Annotated in this window: 15 protein-coding genes; 12 read left to right on the top strand and 3 right to left on the bottom strand. The window is 74.3% G+C overall.

The annotated features are described in order from the left end of the window. Window positions 1–30 precede the first annotated feature (30 nt). The gene (locus INN71_RS17585) at window positions 31–3,981 is read left to right on the top strand and encodes a Pls/PosA family non-ribosomal peptide synthetase (protein ID WP_277500279.1); all 3,951 of its coding nucleotides are present in this window, start codon (window positions 31–33) and stop codon (window positions 3,979–3,981) included. After that, window positions 3,978–5,297, top strand: a complete 1,320-nt coding sequence (locus tag INN71_RS17580) for a M1 family metallopeptidase (RefSeq protein ID WP_277500280.1) — start codon at window positions 3,978–3,980, stop codon at window positions 5,295–5,297. The genes INN71_RS17585 and INN71_RS17580 overlap by 4 nt, the downstream gene beginning before the upstream one ends. A 167-nt stretch (window positions 5,298–5,464) precedes the next feature. Here INN71_RS17580 and INN71_RS17575 read toward each other — a convergent pair whose 3' ends face one another. Then, entirely contained in the window at window positions 5,465–6,772 is a 1,308-nt protein-coding gene (locus INN71_RS17575; protein ID WP_277500281.1) for a citrate synthase, read from the bottom strand. 350 nt (window positions 6,773–7,122) lie between these two features. Between INN71_RS17575 and rplM the strand changes: the two genes are divergently transcribed. From rplM to glmM, 3 genes are all read left to right on the top strand, one after another. Then, entirely contained in the window at window positions 7,123–7,566 is a 444-nt protein-coding gene (gene rplM / locus INN71_RS17570; protein WP_277500282.1) for a 50S ribosomal protein L13, read from the top strand. Between the two features lie 64 nt (window positions 7,567–7,630). Then, window positions 7,631–8,131, top strand: coding sequence for a 30S ribosomal protein S9 (gene rpsI, locus INN71_RS17565; RefSeq protein ID WP_277500283.1), 501 nt, complete (start codon window positions 7,631–7,633; stop codon window positions 8,129–8,131). Window positions 8,132–8,153: 22 nt separating this feature from the next. Next, the gene (glmM, locus tag INN71_RS17560; protein WP_277500284.1) at window positions 8,154–9,509 is read left to right on the top strand and encodes a phosphoglucosamine mutase; all 1,356 of its coding nucleotides are present in this window, start codon (window positions 8,154–8,156) and stop codon (window positions 9,507–9,509) included. Between the two features lie 89 nt (window positions 9,510–9,598). Here the strand turns inward: glmM and INN71_RS17555 are convergent, their stop codons facing one another. Further along, a complete protein-coding gene (locus tag INN71_RS17555) occupies window positions 9,599–10,441 on the bottom strand; it encodes a PRC and DUF2382 domain-containing protein (protein WP_277500285.1) in 843 nt (280 codons plus the stop codon). Between the two features lie 173 nt (window positions 10,442–10,614). On the opposite strand from INN71_RS17555, the gene INN71_RS17550 reads away from it, so the two are divergent. The 4 genes from INN71_RS17550 (at window position 10,615) to INN71_RS17535 (ending at window position 13,274) form a co-directional block, all read left to right on the top strand. Next, on the top strand, window positions 10,615–11,241 hold the full coding sequence (locus tag INN71_RS17550) for a hypothetical protein (RefSeq protein ID WP_277500286.1): 627 nt from the start codon (window positions 10,615–10,617) through the stop codon (window positions 11,239–11,241). A gap of 160 nt (window positions 11,242–11,401) precedes the next feature. Further along, entirely contained in the window at window positions 11,402–12,271 is an 870-nt protein-coding gene (locus tag INN71_RS17545) for a hypothetical protein (RefSeq protein ID WP_277500288.1), read from the top strand. Further along, window positions 12,268–12,702 (top strand): phage holin family protein, encoded by a 435-nt coding sequence (locus INN71_RS17540; RefSeq protein ID WP_277500290.1) that lies wholly within the window; start codon window positions 12,268–12,270, stop codon window positions 12,700–12,702. Before INN71_RS17545 ends, INN71_RS17540 begins: the two co-directional genes overlap by 4 nt. Further along, the gene (locus tag INN71_RS17535) at window positions 12,678–13,274 is read left to right on the top strand and encodes a DUF3618 domain-containing protein (RefSeq protein ID WP_277500291.1); all 597 of its coding nucleotides are present in this window, start codon (window positions 12,678–12,680) and stop codon (window positions 13,272–13,274) included. Before INN71_RS17540 ends, INN71_RS17535 begins: the two co-directional genes overlap by 25 nt. Before the next feature lie 90 nt (window positions 13,275–13,364). Here INN71_RS17535 and INN71_RS17530 read toward each other — a convergent pair whose 3' ends face one another. Next, window positions 13,365–14,369 carry a YihY/virulence factor BrkB family protein gene (locus INN71_RS17530; protein WP_277500292.1) on the bottom strand — a complete coding sequence of 335 codons (1,005 nt, stop codon included), beginning with the start codon at window positions 14,367–14,369 and terminating at the stop codon, window positions 13,365–13,367. A gap of 81 nt (window positions 14,370–14,450) precedes the next feature. On the opposite strand from INN71_RS17530, the gene INN71_RS17525 reads away from it, so the two are divergent. From INN71_RS17525 to INN71_RS17515, 3 genes are all read left to right on the top strand, one after another. Further along, on the top strand, window positions 14,451–14,882 hold the full coding sequence (locus tag INN71_RS17525) for an organic hydroperoxide resistance protein (RefSeq protein ID WP_277500293.1): 432 nt from the start codon (window positions 14,451–14,453) through the stop codon (window positions 14,880–14,882). A gap of 53 nt (window positions 14,883–14,935) precedes the next feature. After that, window positions 14,936–16,018 (top strand): GNAT family N-acetyltransferase, encoded by a 1,083-nt coding sequence (locus INN71_RS17520; RefSeq protein ID WP_277500294.1) that lies wholly within the window; start codon window positions 14,936–14,938, stop codon window positions 16,016–16,018. 31 nt (window positions 16,019–16,049) lie between these two features. Next, window positions 16,050–16,676 (top strand): TerD family protein (locus INN71_RS17515; protein WP_301801393.1); only part of this gene is annotated, 627 nt, incomplete at its 3' end.

Genomic DNA, 16,676 nt, shown 5'->3' with positions numbered 1-16,676 from the left:
CCGTTCACCCGGCACGGGGATGATGCCCGGGTGAGCGACCTCCTCCACGACCCGCTGCGGCGGGCCCACCTCGCGCCCGCGCCCCGCACCCTCGTCGACGTCTTCCGCGACACCGCGGCCCAGGCGGCCGAGGAGCCGGCCGTCGACGCCGGGGCGGGGGTGCTGACCTACGCCGAGCTCGAGGAGGCCGCGGACGCGCTGGCCGAGGAGCTGGCCGGCCTCGGCGTGGGGCCCGGCGACAAGGTCGGCATCCGCGTCACGTCGGGCACGACGGACCTGTACGTCGCGATCCTCGGCGTGCTGCTGGCCGGCGCCGCCTACGTGCCGGTCGACGCGGACGACCCGGAGGAGCGCGCCCGCCTGGTGTTCGGCGAGGCCCGGGTCGCGGCCGTCGTCGGCGACGACCTCGCGGTCGACGTACGTCGGGAGGCGGCGCCGCGCGAGCGGGAGGAGCCGACGCCCGACGACGACGCCTGGGTGATCTTCACGTCGGGCTCGACCGGCACGCCGAAGGGCGTGGCCGTCACCCACCGCAACGCGGCCGCGTTCGTCGACGCGGAGGCGCGGATGTTCCTGACGCAGGCCCCGCTCGGCGTCGGCGACCGGGTCATGGCCGGGCTCTCCGTCGCGTTCGACGCGAGCTGCGAGGAGATGTGGCTCGCGTGGCGCTACGGCGGGTGCCTCGTCCCCGCGCCGCGGGCGCTGGTGCGCTCGGGCGTCGACGTGGGCCCGTGGCTCGTGGCCAACCGCGTCACGGTCGTCTCCACGGTGCCGACCCTCGTCGCGCTGTGGCCGGCCGAGGCGCTCGAGCGGGTCCGCCTGCTCATCATGGGCGGCGAGGCCTGCCCGCCCGAGCTCGCCGCTCGCCTCGTGCGCCCGGGCCGCGAGGTGTGGAACACGTACGGGCCCACCGAGGCCACCGTCGTGGCCTGCGGCTGCGAGCTCACCGGCGAGGCGCCGGTGCGCATCGGCCTCCCGCTCGACGGGTGGGACCTCGCGGTCGTCGACCCGGCGACCGGCGAGCCCGTCGCCGAGGGCGAGCAGGGCGAGCTGATCATCGGCGGCGTCGGCCTGGCCCGCTACCTCGACCCGGCCAAGGACGCCGAGAAGTACGCGCCGATGCCGACGCTGGGCTGGGAGCGTGCCTACCGCTCCGGCGACGTCGTGGTGAACGACCCGGCCGGGCTGCTCTTCGCGGGGCGCGCCGACGACCAGGTCAAGCTGGGCGGGCGGCGCATCGAGCTCGGCGAGGTCGACTCGGCGCTGCTGGCCCTGCCCGGCGTGCACGGCGCGGCGGCCGCGGTCCGGCGTACGGCGGCGGGCAACCAGCTGCTCGTCGGCTACGTCGCCGTCGACCCCTCCTTCGACCCGCCCTCGGCGCTCGACCGGCTGCGCGCCGCCATGCCCGCCGCGCTGGTGCCGCGGCTGGCGGTCGTCGACACGCTGCCGACCCGCACGTCGGGCAAGGTCGACCGCGACGCGCTGCCCTGGCCACTGCCGGGCGCGGCCGGGGGCGCGGCCGGGGGAGCGGGCGGGGCCGGTGGGGCGGGCGCCGACCTGTCCGACACCGAGTCGTGGATCGCCCAGCTGTGGCTCGACGTGCTCGGCGCGGAGGTCACCGCCCCGACCGACGACTTCTTCGACCTGGGCGGCGGCAGCCTGACGGCCGCGCAGATCGTCTCCCGCCTGCGGACCCGGTTCCCCGAGGTCACCGTCGGCGACGTCTACGAGCGACCGACCGTCGGCGTCCTCGCGGCGCACCTGGACACGCTCGCGGGCCCGTCGGCGACCACGACGGACCGCTCCGTGCGCCCCATCCCGGCGAAGAGCCAGCGGGGCCAGGTGCTCGGCACCCTGCTCGCGCGCGCCGTCGGCGGGCTGCGGTGGGTGGCCTGGGCCATGATCGGCTCCACGCTGCTCGCCGAGGTGGCCGGCCTGGGGTGGCTGCCGTCGTACCCGTGGTGGGTGCTGGTGCTCGTCTGGGCCGCGGCCCTCACGCCGCCCGGGCGGATGCTTCTGTCGGCCGCGCAGGCGCGCCTGCTGCTGCGGGGCGTCGAGCCGGGCACCTACCCGCGCGGGGGCAAGGTCCACCTGCGGATCTGGCTGGCCGACCGGCTGGCCGACGAGATCGGCGCGACGGCGCTCGCCGGGGCCCCGCTCATGACCTGGTACGCGCGGCTGCTGGGCGCCGACGTCGGCCGCGACGTCGACCTGCACTCGCTGCCGGGCATCACGGGCATGCTGCGCCTGGGCCGGGGCGCCTCCGTCGAGCCCGAGGTCGACCTGTCGGGCTGGTGGATCGACGGCGACGTCGTGCACGTCGGCCGGATCGAGGTCGGGCCGCGCGCCCGCGTGGGCGCCCGCTCGACGCTGTGCCCCGGCGCGAGCGTGGGCGCCGACGCCGAGGTCGCCGCCGGGTCGGCGGTCTTCGGCGCGGTGCCCGCCGGGGAGTTCTGGGCCGGGTCGCCCGCCCGCCGGCGGCGCAAGGCCGCGCGGGGTCCGTGGCAGGACCGGCCGGCACGCTCGCGCGCCTGGATCGGTGCGTACGCCGTCAGCGCCGCCGTCGTCGGCACCCTGCCGGCCCTCGCGGTGCTCGTGGGTCTCCTCGTGGCGCTGCCGGGCATCGGCGACGTCGAGGGGTACGGCGGACTGCTCGCCCACCTGCTCGTGCGCGCGCCCCTGGGGGTGCTGGCGGGCCTGCTCGTCCTCGCCGCGCTCGTGCTCCTCGTCGTGCGCGTCTGCGCGCTCGGCGTGCGCACCGGCGTCCACCCCGTGCGCAGCGGGCCCGCGCTCGCGGTCTGGACGACGATGCGGGTGCTCGACGAGGCCCGCACGTGGCTCTTCGGGCTCTACTCCTCCTCGCTGACGCCGTGGTGGCTGCGGGCGCTCGGCGCCCGCATCGGGCCGGGCGTCGAGGCGTCGACGGTGCTGATGATCCCATCGCTGACCCAGGTCAACGAGCACGCGTTCCTCGCCGACGACACCCTCATCGGGGGCTACGAGCTGGGCGGCGGCTGGCTGCGGGCCGAGCGGGTCAAGATCGGCAAGCGCGCCTTCGTCGGCAACTCGGGCATGGCCGCGCCGGGCCGCAAGGTCCCCAAGGCGTCGCTCGTCGCCGTGCTCTCCGCGGCCCCCCGGCGCAAGACGGCCCGCTCGGGCGCCTCGTGGCTCGGCAGCCCGCCGGCGCCGCTGCGCCGTACCGCGGAGGAGGCCGACGCGAGCCGCACCTACGCCCCGCCCCGGCGCCTGCACGTCTTCCGGGCGCTGGTGGAGCTGTGCCGCCTCGTGCCCGTGGTGGTCTCGGTCGCGCTCACCGTCGGCGTCGTCGTCGCCCTGGGGGCGCTGCTCGACACCGGGCACCCGGCGCTCGGTGTGCTCCTCGCCGTGCTGCTCGTCGGCCCCGTGCTCGCGGTCGGGGGACTCGTGGCGGCCGTCGTCGCGACGGGCGCGAAGTGGCTGCTGGTCGGGCGGATGCGGCCCGGCAACCACCCGCTGTGGAGCTCGTTCGTGTGGCGCAACGAGCTCGCCGACACCTTCGTCGAGACCCTCGCCGTGCCGTGGTTCGCGCGCACCGTGACGGGCACGCCGCTGCTCAACGTGTGGTTCCGCTCCATGGGCGCCCACATCGGTCGCGGCGTGTGGTGCGACACCCACTGGCTGCCCGAGGCCGACCTCGTCCACCTGCACGACGGGGCGACGGTCAACTCCGGGACCGTGGTGCAGACCCACCTCTTCCACGACCGCGTCCTGACCATGGACCGCGTCGTGCTGCACCGGGGCGCGACCCTCGGCCCGAACAGCGTGATCCTGCCCGCGGCCGAGCTGGGCCGTCACGCTACGGTCGGACCCGTGTCCCTGGTCATGCGTGGTGAGTCCGTCCCCGGCGGGACCGTCTGGATCGGCAACCCGATCGGCCCCTGGGCCGAGCCGCCGGCCCCGGGCACGGGCGGCGTGCCCGAGCCGGCCGCGGTGACCGCGTGAGCGGCCTGCCCAGCGCCGACGACTACCTGCCCGGTCACGGCGACCGCTCGTGGGGCGCGCGGTCCTACGCGCTCGACCTGACCTACGGCCTCGAGGGCAACCGGCTCGACGGCGAGGCCCGCATCCGGGCCGAGGTGCTCGAGCCCACCGACCGCCTCGTGCTCGACCTCGCCGGTCTCGACGTCGCCAAGGTGAGCGTCGACGGCAAGCCGCCCGCCAAGTTCAGCACCCGCCGCGGCCGCCTCGTGGTCAAGCTGCGCGAGGAGGCCGAGCCCGGCGCCGAGCTCGCCCTCGTGGTCAAGTACGGCGGACGCCCCGAGCCGCTGGTCGAGAAGCACCACGGCGACGCGGGGTGGGAGGAGCTCACCGACGGCGTCATCGTCGCCGGCCAGCCCCACGGCGCCCCCACGTGGTTCCCGTGCAACGACCGGCCCGACGACAAGGCGACCTACCGCATCACGGTCACCACGGCCGCCGGCTACACGGTCGTCTCCAACGGCCTGCTGGTCGAGCGCCGGCGACGGGGGAGCGGGGAGTCCTGGACCTACGAGATGGACGCGCCCATGGCGACCTACCTCGCGACCGTCCAGATCGGGCGCTACGACATCGTCGAGCACGACGCCCCCGTCCCGCTGGTCTCGGCCGTGCCCCAGGGCACGGCGCGCGAGCGGAGCGCGGCGTACGACGCCGGCTTCGGCCGCCAGGCCGACATGGTCCGCGCGTTCGAGGGCTGGTTCGGGCCCTACCCGTTCGCCTCCTACGCCGCGGTCGTGACCGGCGACGACCTGGAGATCCCGCTCGAGAGCCAGAGCCTGTCGACCTTCGGCAAGAACTTCGTCTCCGAGGACTGGGACCAGGTGCGCCTCGTGGCCCACGAGCTGGCCCACCAGTGGTTCGGCAACGCCGTCACCCTCGCCCGGTGGCGCGACATCTGGCTGCACGAGGGCTTCGCCTGCTACAGCGAGTGGCTGTGGTCGGAGGAGTCGGGCCACGAGAGCGCCGCGTGGTGGGCCGAGCACCACCACGCCCGGCTCGCCGAGCAGGACCAGGACCTCGTGCTCGCCGATCCCGGTCCGGAGCTCATGTTCGACGACCGCGTCTACAAGCGCGGCGCCCTGGCGCTGCACGTGCTGCGCGGAGCGGTGGGGGACGAGGCGTTCTTCGGGTTGCTGCGCTCGTGGGTCGCCGAGCACCGCGGCGGCTCGGTCACGACGGAGGACTTCCTGGCCCACGCCTCGGCCGCGACGGGCGCCGACGTCGGGGTGCTGCTCTACGCCTGGCTCACCGAGGCGGACCTGCCCGACCTGCCGGCCTGAGCGCCGGCCCGCCTGTCGGTCTCCCGGCCTGCCGCGCCGGCCCGCGGGCGCTCCGCCGCTCCGCCGCTCCGCCGCTCCGCCGTACCCCCGGACGACGGACGCCGTGCGGTGACGGGCCGTGGCCCGCCCCCGCACGGCGTCCGTGGGGTGCTGGTGGTGCGGGAGCCTCAGGCCCAGCGCTCGTGGCGCGGGGTGAAGGTGAGGCCGCGGTCGCCCGTGTAGACCTGCTTCGGGCGGGCGATCTTCTGCTCCTTGTCCTGCACGAGCTCGTCCCACTGCGCGAGCCAGCCCGGCGTGCGGCCGATCGCGAAGAGCACGGTGAACATCTCCGGCGGGAACTGCAGCGCCTCGTAGATGAGACCCGAGTAGAAGTCCACGTTCGGGTAGAGCTTGCGCTTGACGAAGTACTCGTCCTCGAGCGCGATCTTCTCCAGCTCGAGGGCGATCTCCAGGAGCGGGTTGACCCCGGTGACCTCGAAGACGTCGTCGGCGGCCTTCTTGATGATCCGGGCGCGCGGGTCGTAGTTCTTGTAGACCCGGTGGCCGAAGCCCATGAGGCGCTCGTTGCCGTTCTTCACCCCGTCGATGAACGCCGGGATGTTCTCCTTGCTGCCGATGCGCTTCAGCATCCGCAGCACCGCCTCGTTGGCGCCGCCGTGCAGCGGGCCGAAGAGCGCGCCGATGCCGGAGGCCACGGCCGAGTACGGGTCGACCTGCGAGGAGCCGACGGAGCGGACCGCGTTGGTCGAGCAGTTCTGCTCGTGGTCGGCGTGGAGGATGAAGAGCACGTCGAGGGCCTTCACCAGGCGCTCGTCCGGCTCGTACTTCACCTCGCTCATCTTGAAGAGCATCGAGAGGAAGTTGGCCGTGTAGGACAGGTCGTTGTCCGGGTACACGTACGGCTTGCCCTGCGCGTGGCGGAACGACCAGGCGCCCAGGGTCGGCATCTTGGCGATCATGCGGACGATCTGCATGTGCCGGTTCGCCGGGTCCGCGATGTCGCGCGCCGCGGGGTAGAACGTCGAGAGGGCCCCCACCGACGACATCAGCATCCCCATCGGGTGCGCGTCGTAGCGGAAGCCCTGCATCAGCGACTTCACGTTCTCGTGGACGAACGTGTGGAACGTGATCTCGTGCTCCCACGCGTCGTACTGCTCCTTGGTGGGCAGCTCGCCGTGGATGAGCAGGTAGGCGACCTCGAGGAACGTCGAGCTCTCGGCCAGCTGCTCGATGGGGTAGCCCCGGTACTCCAGGATGCCCTTGTCGCCGTCGATGTAGGTCACCGCGCTGCGACACGAGGCGGTGTTGGTGAACCCGGGGTCGTAGACCGCCAGGCCGGGCTGCTCGTCGTCCGTCTTGATCTTGCCCAGGTCGGCGGCGCGGATGGTGCCGTCGACGATGGGGAGGTCGTACTCCTGACCCGTGCGGTTGTCACGGATGGTCAGGGAGGCGCCCGCAGTTCCTGCGTCGGTCACGTCGACTCCTCGTCGGTCGGGCGGGCGCGCCCGGGGGTGCACCCTGCCGGATGGGATCGTCGCCCAACCTAGCCCTCCCGCCCGACCGTTCTCCTGGGGGGCTGGTTACCGGCGGGTACGACGGAGGGTCGCGGCCGTTTTGACCCCCTCCCGCCGGGCTGCGTATCGTGACCCGTCGCGTCCCCTGCCGCGTCGAGGTCGCCCGGATCCCTCCGGGAGCGACGACCCCGGTGCAGATCCGGACGGCCCACCAGGTGGGTCGAGCCGGGCCGTGTTCGTCAGAGGACGTGGTTCCACCCCACCCGACGGGGACCTCCCGTCGGGACCGACGAACGAGAAGAAGGCTCATCGTGCGTACGTACGCCCCGAAGCCCGCTGACATCCAGCGTGAGTGGCACGTCATCGACGCGACCGACGTGGTCCTCGGCCGCCTCGCCGTGCAGACGGCCAACCTCCTGCGCGGCAAGCACAAGCCGCAGTTCGCCCCCAACGCCGACACGGGCGACTTCGTCGTCATCGTGAACGCCGAGAAGGTCGCGCTGTCCGGCAACAAGAAGACGACGAAGGTCGCCTACCGTCACTCGGGCTACCCGGGCGGTCTCACGGCCACCCCCATCGGTGAGCTCCTGGAGAAGGACGCGCGCAAGGCGATCGAGAACGCGGTGTGGGGCATGCTCCCCAAGAACCGCCTCGGCCGGCAGCAGCTGAAGAAGCTCAAGGTCTACTCCGGCCCCGAGCACCCGCACAGCGCCCAGCAGGCCAAGCCCTTCGAGATCACCCAGATCTCGCAGTGACGCTGGCCTCCACCGACACCGCCATCGCGCACCCCCGTACTTCCCAGGATCAGTGAGGAACACCGTGAGCACTTCCGAGACCGAGGTCGAGGAGACCTTCGAGGTCAACGAGCAGGGCATCGCCTACAGCAGCGAGAGCGCCCCCAGCGCCGACGCCCCCGAGCGCATCGCCACGATCGCCCCGTCGGCGGCCACCGGCCGTCGCAAGGAGGCCGTCGCCCGCGTCCGCATCGTGCCGGGCACCGGCGTCTGGACCATCAACGGCCGCACGCTCGACTCGTACTTCCCGAACAAGCTGCACCAGCAGGTCGTGAACGAGCCGTTCGCGACGACGCAGCTCGAGGGCCGCTTCGACGTCATCGCCCGCATCCACGGCGGCGGCATCACCGGTCAGGCCGGCGCCCTGCGTCTCGGCGTGGCCCGCGCCCTCAACGCGGTCGACGTCGACGCCAACCGTCCCTCGCTCAAGAAGGCCGGTCTGCTGCGTCGCGACGCGCGCGTCATCGAGCGCAAGAAGGCCGGTCTCAAGAAGGCCCGCAAGGCTCCGCAGTTCAGCAAGCGCTGATCGCGGTCCTGCGTCTTCCTTCGTGACGCGACTCTTCGGCACGGACGGGGTCCGGGGCCTGGCCAACGGTGTGCTCACCGCTGAGCTGGCCCTGGACCTTTCCGTTGCTGCCGCCCACGTGCTCGCCGAGTCCGGCGAGCTCTCCCACCGCGACGGGTCCCGCCCGCTGGCCGTCGTGGGCCGCGACACGCGCGTCTCGGGGCAGTTCCTCGAGGCCGCCGTGGTCGCCGGCCTCGCCTCGGCCGGCGTCGACGTCCTGCTCCTGGGCGTCCTGCCGACCCCCGCGGTGGCCCACCTGACCGACGCGCTCGACGCCGACCTCGGCGTCATGCTGTCGGCCTCGCACAACCCGATGCCGGACAACGGCATCAAGTTCCTCTCGCGTGGCGGCGTCAAGCTCGACGACGCCCTCGAGCAGGCCATCGAGGCCCGCCTGCGCGAGCCGTGGCAGCGCCCGACGGGGGCAGCGGTCGGCCGCGTCACGCCGTACCCCGGCGGGCAGGAGCAGTACGTCGCGCACCTCGCCGGCACGCTGGGCACGTCGCTGAGCGGCCTGCGCCTCGTGCTCGACTGCGCCGAGGGTGCGGCGAGCGAGGTCGGTCCCGCGGCGCTGCGTGCCGCCGGCGCCGAGGTCGTGGCCATCCACGCCTCGCCGGACGGGCTCAACATCAACGACGGCTGCGGGTCCACGCACCTCGGGCCCCTGCGTGCCGCCGTGCTCGCGCACGGCGCCGACGCCGGGTTCGCGCTCGACGGCGATGCCGACCGCTGCCTGGCGGTCGACGCCGACGGGGAGGTCGTCGACGGCGACCAGATCCTCGCCGTGCTCGCCGTGGCCCTCAAGGACGCCGGCGAGCTCGCCGGTGACACCGTCGTGGCGACCGTCATGAGCAACCTCGGGTTCACCCGCGCCCTGGCCGCGCACGGCATCGCCGTGTCGGCCACGCAGGTGGGCGACCGCTACGTGCTGGAGGAGATGAACGCCGCCGGCCGCGTGCTGGGCGGCGAGCAGTCGGGCCACGTCGTCATGCGTCGTCACGCCACGACGGGCGACGGGCTGCTGACGGCGCTCCACGTCGCGCAGCGGATGGCGGTCACGGGGGAGAGCCTCGCGGCCCTCGCCGGCGTCATGACGCGGATGCCGCAGGTGCTCGTGAACGTGCCCGACGTCGACAAGGCCCGCACCGACGACGACGTGCTGCAGGAGGCGGTCGCCGCGGAGCAGTCCCGCCTCGGCGACTCCGGTCGCATCCTGCTGCGGGCCTCGGGCACCGAGCCGCTCGTGCGCGTGATGGTCGAGGCGACGACGGACACCGAGGCGCGCGACGTCGCGGACCGGCTCGCCGACGTCGTACGCCGGCGCCTGACCCTGGCCTAGGCCCGCCCGCCGCTGCCGCTGCAGCGGCCTTGACACAAAGGTGCCCCCGTCGGTCCGACCGACGGGGGCACCTGCTCGTGCGGGGTGGATCAGTGGCGGCGGTCGGCCACGTCGCCCTCGACCTCGATGTGCTCCTTGCGGACGTCCTCGCCGACGGTCTCCTCGTCGACGACCGTCTCGGTGCCGAGACGCACCCGCTCGACGGGCTCGGCGGTCTTCTGCACGACGGGCTTCTCCTCGTGCAGCACGACCTCGTGCTCCTCCTCCGAGATGGTCGGGCCGTCGAGGGCCTGGCCGGCGTTCGCCTCGGTGATGGGCTCGGTCTCGAGCACCGCGTGCTCCTTGCGGACCGGGACGGTCTGCGTGACGTGCTCGGTGGTGACGTACTTGCGGAGCCGGGCGCGGCCCGCCTCCTGCGTGGTGGTGCCGACCTCGACGTGCTCCTCGGAGCGGGTCATGGCCTCGTCCGTGGTGCGACCGGACGTGTCGTGGCCGACGGGCGCACGACCGGTGGTGACGGAGTCCGTGCCCGCGGTGTGGTGGCCGGCGGTCGCGTCGTGGCCCACGGTCGTGTCCGTCGTGTGCGTGTCGTGCGTGTCGTGGCCGACGTGCTGGCCGCGGTGCCCGGCGTAGTGCTGCCAGAGACGGGCCTCCTCGGCCTCGTCCAGGTGGCCGCCGTCGACGTCGATCGAGGGGGCGTCCTTGATCTGGTCCTTGGTGAACGGCACCGTCAGGCGGTCGCCGTCGAGGGTCGCGTCGGTCACCGGCACGAAGGACTCCTTCATCCCGAACAGCCCCGTGTTCACGGTGACGAACTCCGGCTGACCGGTGGAGTCGTTGAGGTAGAGCTGCCCGACCTTGCCGATCTTGTCCCCGCTCTGGGTGTAGGCGGTGGTGCCGATGGCGTCGCGGGCCTGGGTCTCGTTGAGCATGTGGTTCTCCTTCTGAGGTTCCCCGTTGCTGACCGCCCACCGGTACCCGCGTCGGGCGTCCTAGACGTGGGAGGCGGCAATTTTCTGAAATTCGGACGAAACGGCGATCAGACCGGGTGAACCGCGCGGATCGGGTAACCGGTGGTCCGCGGGGCACGACGAAGGAGAGCGACGTGACACGACACCACAGGGACGACCGGCCCACCGAGGGCGGCGGCGCCAGCACCTTCGACGCCGTGCAGGAGCGGCGGCGGACGGCCGTCGACGACTCGGCTGCACGCGACCGCTTCGCGGGGCTCAACCTCGGGGCCTGCTTCTTCGGGTGGCTCGTGGCCGTGGCCGTGGCGATCCTGCTCACCAGCATCGTCGGCGCCGTGGTCGCGGCCGTCGGCTCCTCGACCGGCATCACGCAGACCGACGCCGAGCGGGAGAGCGGCACGATCGGGGTGACCGCGGCCGTCGTGCTGCTGGTCGTCCTGCTGGTCGGCTACTACGCCGGGGGCTACGTCGCGGGGCGCATGTCGCGCTTCGACGGCGGGCGCCAGGGGGTGGGCGTCTGGGTCATCGGGCTCGTCGTGACGATCGCGGCCGTCGTGCTCGGCGCCGTCTTCGGCTCGCAGTACAACATCCTCGACCGCGTCAGCCTGCCCCGGATCCCCGTCTCCACTCAGGACCTCAGCATCGGCGCCGTGATCACCGCGCTCGCGGTCGTGGCCGGCACCCTGCTCGCCGCCGTGCTCGGCGGCAAGGTCGGCCACCGCTACCACGACCGCGTCGACCGCGCCGTGATCCGGCACTGACCCCCCGCACCCCCCCGCACCTTCCCGGTCCTTCGACGGCACGCCCGACGCCGTCTCCCCGGGTGACGACCTCCGACAGGACGTCGCCCACCCACCTGCGGCGGAGCACCTCGGCCCCGCAGAGCACGAACCGCATGGCTCCACCACCCAGGAGGAACAGATGACCGACCCATCCACCACCGAAAAGGCCCAGGCCGCCGCGTCCACCGCGGTCGACGAGGGCCGTCACGTCACCGGCGTCGCCAAGGACGAGGCGCAGAACGTGGCCTCCGAGGTCTCCGCGCAGACGCGCCAGCTCGTGGGCGAGACCCGCCAGCAGGTCGCGCAGCAGCTCGACGACCAGTCGCGGCAGCAGCGGGACAAGCTGGTCGGCACGCTCGGCACCCTGAGCGACGACCTGTCGCAGATGGCCGACCGCAGCGAGAGCTCCGGCCTCGCCGTGCAGGCCGCCCGCGAGGTCGCCGACCGCACCCGCTCGCTGCAGTCCTACCTCGACGGCCGCGACCCCAGCGAGCTCCTCGACGACGCACGTGACTTCGCCCGTCGTCGTCCGGGCGTGTTCCTGCTCGGCGCGCTCGTCGCCGGCGTGGTCGCCGGCCGCGTGGTGCGCGGGGCCAAGGACGCCCCGCAGGCCGGCGCCGGCAGCACGGCCCCCACCCCGACGACGCCCGTGGCTCCCGTGGCCACGCCCACGTCCGGCTACAGCTCGGGCTCGGGCTACGGCTCGGGCTACGCGGCCCCCGGGTACGGCGAGACCCCCGGCGCCGTCGGCTCCTACCCGCCGCCGCCGGTGAGCCCCACCCCGGTCTCGGCCCCGCCCGTCGGCCAGGGCTACGGCAGCGACCCGCTCGCCGGTGACACCCGTCCGCAGCACGTCGCGGACCCGGGCCAGGGCCTCCCGCCCCTCCCGCCGCTCCCGGGCGAGACGCCCGGCACGGTCGACCCGGGCCCCGCCCTCGACGACGACGGGCCGATGGGGACGAACGCCGCCGGCTACGGCCGCCGCGACGGCCTCGAGGGGCCCGCGTGAGCACCCCCGTCAACCCCCCGCCCCACGATCCGGCGGGTCCGCGCAGCCACGGCGGTGAGCGGAGCCTCGGCGAGATCGTCAGCGACGTCTCCCAGGACCTCAGCACGCTCGTCAAGCAGGAGCTCGACCTCGCGAAGGCGGAGCTCAAGCAGGAGGCGACCCAGGCCGGCAAGGGCGCCGGCATGCTCGGCGGTGCCGCGGTCGCGGGCCACCTCGTGCTGGTGTTCCTGTCGCTGACGCTCATGTTCCTGCTCGACAACTGGATGCCGATCGAGCTCGCCGCGCTCATCACCACGCTCCTGTGGGCCGTGGCCGCCGGCGTGCTCGCCGCCCTCGGTCGTTCCGAGCTGAAGAAGGCCAACCCCCAGCTGCCGAAGACGCAGCAGACCCTCAAGGAGGACGCATCATGGGCCAGAGCCCAGAAGAGCTGACCGCAGAGATCGCCCGGACCCGTGGCGCCCTCGCCTCGGACCTCGACGAGCTGCAGGACAAGGTGAGCCCGAGCGCCATCGTCGACCGCAAGAAGGCCGCGGCCCGCGAGCGCGTGCTGGGTGTGCGGGAGAAGGTCATGGGGGGCGCCAACGACGCCCGCGGCAAGGTCGCCGGCGGGGCCGAGGGTGCGTCCAACGCCGCCTCGAACGTCGCCTCGCAGGCGGCCGACACCGCGCACCAGGCAGCCGAGACCGCCCAGCAGCGCTACGACGGCGCCCCGCTGGCCGCCGGCGTGGCCGCCTTCGGCCTCGGCATGGTCATCTCCGCGCTGATCCCGGCGAGCAAGGTCGAGGCCCGCGCGGCCGCGCAGGTCACCGACACGATCAAGGAGCAGGCGGCGCCCCTCGTGGACGACGCCAAGGCTGCGGCCGCCGACGTGGGCCAGAGCCTGCGCGACAGCGCCGCCTCCTCGGTCGAGGAGGTCAAGCAGACCGCGCAGGACGCGGCCTCGCACGTGCAGGAGGAAGGCGCGTCGTCGGCGCAGAACGTGAAGTCCGAGACGACGAGCTGACACCGCGTCGGCCGTCCTCGGGCGCCCGACGTCCCACCGACCCCGGGTCCCCGTGCTTGCACGGGGGCCCGGAGTCGTCTGCGGGGGGCCTCAGTCCGCGTCGCCGACGACCGTGCCGTGCGGGCGACCGGGGTCGTCGTACGCCGGCTCCGGCTCGCCGGCGCGGCAGGCCTCCATCTGCGCGCAGACGGCGGCGCCGTAGAAGAGCGCGCCCGCGGAGAGCAGCGCCCACAGCAGCAGGGCGATCACGCCCGTCAGCGGGCCGTAGACGGTGCTGAACGAGCCGGTCGCCCCGACGTACGCCGCGAGCCCGCCCGACGCGACGAGCACCAGCACCACCGTCACGGCCGAGCCGAACGCGACCCACGACAGCGCCGGCTGCCGGCGCCGCGGCGCCCGCTCGAGCAGCACCGCGATGGTGACGACGAGGAGCAGGATCCCGACGGGCCAGCGCCCGACGCTCCAGGCGGTCTGCGCGGTCTCGCCCCACCCGTACTCGGTCGCCATGGCCTCGACGAACGTGGGGCCGGTGACGAGGAGCAGGAACCCGATGCCGACCGGGCCGGCCAGGCAGGCGGCCAGGAGGGCGGCGCGGCCGTACTTCGCGGGCGCCGGCCGGTCACGCCGGATCCCGTAGACGCGGTTGGTGCCGCGCTCGACCTGCGCCATCGCCACCGTCATCGAGAACAGCGCGAAGGCGAGACCGCCGCCGAGCGCGATCTCGCCCGCCATCTCCTGGGCGTCCTCGTCGCCGTCGGCGTCGTCGGCCTGGGTGAGGGCGTCGACGAGCGCGTCGTCGCCGGCGGTGCCGGGCGAGACGGCGTCGACGGTGGCCGCGATGACCTTCGCGGGCCGCTCCGCGTCGAGGTCGGCGGCCAGGCCCGTCAGGGCCAGCAGGAACGGCACCACGGCCAGGGTCGCCTGGAGGGCGAGGGCCCGGCTGCTGCTGAACCCGTCGCCGTACCGGAACCGCACGAACGCGTCGACGAGCACCCGGCGCACGCCGACGCGGCGCAGCAGGTGGAACGCGTCCTCGGCGTCGAGCTCGTCGCCGTCCATCTCGGTGGTCACGGGCACGAGGCGCGCGGTGGTCATGGGGTCACGGTGCCGCACCCGGCGGGCCGGCGCCGCACCGGGTGGGCGCGCGCCAACCGGCGGGTCCGTAGCGTCGCCAGCATGACCAACACACCCGACAAGATCGTCTACACCGCCCGCGCCACCGTCACCGGTGGTCGCCAGGGCCGGGCCCGGTCCGAGGACGGGGTCCTCGACCTCGACCTCACCGCGCCGAAGGAGACCGGCGGCCCCGGCACGGGCACGAACCCCGAGCAGCTGTTCGCCGTCGGGTACGGCGCGTGCTTCCAGGGCGCGCTCGGGCTCGTCGCGAAGAAGGCGGGCGTCGACGCGTCCGGGTCGACGCTCGACATCGCCGTGGGCTTCGGTCCCGACGCCACCTCCTTCGCCCTCACCGTCGACATCACGGCGACCATCCCGGGCGTCGACGACGCCACCGCGCAGGACCTCGTCGAGCAGGCCCACCAGGTCTGCCCGTACTCCCGCGCCACCCGCGGCAACGTCCCCGTGACGGTGCGCGGCGTGGGGGCCTGAGCCCCGGAAAACCCGTCGCCCTCGCAGCGGCGCGCGTCCTAGGCTCCCGGGCCATGACGCGCGCCGCTGCCGTCGAGGTCGTCGCCCTCGACCCGACCGCCCCCACCTGGGCCGACGACGTCGCCGCCTGGCACGCCGTGTACGACGAGGTGGCCCGCCACCTGCGCGCGGCCACGGCGAACCCGTGGTCGCTCGACGAGATCGTCGTGTCCCTGACGGCGGGGGCGTCCCACACGCGGCGCACCGCCTGGGTGGCCCGCGCCCGGGAGGGTGCCCTCCCGGGCGCGCCCCAGGGCACGGTGGTGGGGGCCGGGCTGCTCGACCTCCCGCTGCTCGACAACCGCGACACCGCGTCGATCGCGGTCTGGGTGCCACCGCGGTGGAGGCGCCAGGGCGTCGGCACGGCGCTCGCCGCCGCCCAGGAGGACGCCGTGCGCGACCTGGGACGCCACGTCCTGCAGGCCGACGCGCACACCGGCGACGACGCGGCAGCCGAGACCGCCCTGGGCGGGCTCCCGTTCGCCCGCGCCCGCGGCTACGAGGTGGCCCTGGCCGGGCTGCAGAGCCGGGCGGCGCTCCCGGTGGACCCCGCGGTCCTCGACCGTCTGGCGGGCGAGGTCGCACCGCACCACACGGCGTACGCGCTGCGCACCTGGGAGGGGCCGGTGCGCGACGACCTCGTGGCGGGGTACGCGCGGATGGACGCCCTCGTCGACGTGGAGGCGCCGAGCGGGAGCCTCGAGGTCGAGGCGCGCACCGCCGCCGTCGACGTCTGGCGCGAGCGCGAGGCGGAGTCGCAGCGCCAGGGCCGGCGCAACGTCGCGACGGCCGCCCTGGACGCCGGGGGCCAGGTCGTCGCGATCACGGAGCTGTGGCGCAGCACCGGGTCGGTCCAGCTGCAGCAGTGGAGCACGATCGTCGACACCGCGCACCGCGGCCACCGCCTCGGTCTCGCCGTCAAGATCGCCAACCTGCGCCGGGCGCAGGAGGTGTGGCCGGACGCGACGGAGGTCCTCACGTGGAACGCCGCCGACAACGGCCCCATGCTCGCCGTCAACGAGCAGCTGGGGTTCCGGGTCGTCGAGCGGGACGTCGAGCTGCAGCGACGGCTGACGGATCCGTCCGAGCAGGGTTGAGATCGCGGGCGGTCGGATAGATTCGCGTCCCGTGATCACCTTGACGAAGGGCGGGAACGCGCCGCTGGCCGTGTCCCGCGTCTCCGTGACCGTCGACGTCGCCGCCTCCGCCGACCTCTCGGCCCTCCTCGTGACCGAGGCGGGCAAGGTCCGCACCGACGCCGACTTCGTGTTCTACAACCAGCCGAGCGGCCCCGGCGTGACCTGCGTGCCGCCGAGCGGGGGCGGGCAGTGGCGGGTCGACGTCGACCTCGCGGCCGTGCCGGCCGACGTGCACGCCGTGCGCCTGGTGACCTCCCTCGACGACGACGGCAAGGTGTTCGGCCAGGTCGGTCAGCCGGTGGCCCGCGTGTCGGCCGACACCGGCCCCGTCGCCGAGTTCCCCATGACGGGCCTCGACCGCGAGACCATCGTCGTCGCCCTCGAGCTCTACCGCCGGGGCACCGACTGGAAGGTCCGCGCTGTCGGCCGCGGGTACGACGGCGGTCTCGGCGACCTGATCGCCGACCACGGGGTCAGCGTCGACGACGCCCCGGCCGCTCCGGCCGCTCCGGCCGCTCCGGCCGCACCGGCCGCACCGGCCCCCGCTCCCGCCGCGCCCCCGGCTCCGCAGCAGCCGCCCGCCCCGCAGCAGCCGCCCGCCCCGCAGCAGCCGCCC

Origin of the sequence: Nocardioides sp. ChNu-153 (assembly GCF_030466625.1) — a bacterium.
Classification (GTDB): Bacteria; Actinomycetota; Actinomycetes; order Propionibacteriales; family Nocardioidaceae; genus Nocardioides.
This window is presented reverse-complemented; position numbering and strand designations above follow the sequence as displayed.

Excerpts from the sequence above, each read along its gene's own strand:
- INN71_RS17555 (WP_277500285.1), bottom strand. The coding sequence starts at position 10,441 with ATGCTCAACGAGACCCAGGCCCGCGACGCCATCGGCACCACCGCCTAC.
- INN71_RS17545 (WP_277500288.1), top strand. The coding sequence starts at position 11,402 with ATGACCGACCCATCCACCACCGAAAAGGCCCAGGCCGCCGCGTCCACC.
- INN71_RS17535 (WP_277500291.1), top strand. The coding sequence starts at position 12,678 with ATGGGCCAGAGCCCAGAAGAGCTGACCGCAGAGATCGCCCGGACCCGT.
- INN71_RS17530 (WP_277500292.1), bottom strand. The coding sequence starts at position 14,369 with ATGACCACCGCGCGCCTCGTGCCCGTGACCACCGAGATGGACGGCGAC.
- INN71_RS17525 (WP_277500293.1), top strand. The coding sequence starts at position 14,451 with ATGACCAACACACCCGACAAGATCGTCTACACCGCCCGCGCCACCGTC.
- INN71_RS17520 (WP_277500294.1), top strand. The coding sequence starts at position 14,936 with ATGACGCGCGCCGCTGCCGTCGAGGTCGTCGCCCTCGACCCGACCGCC.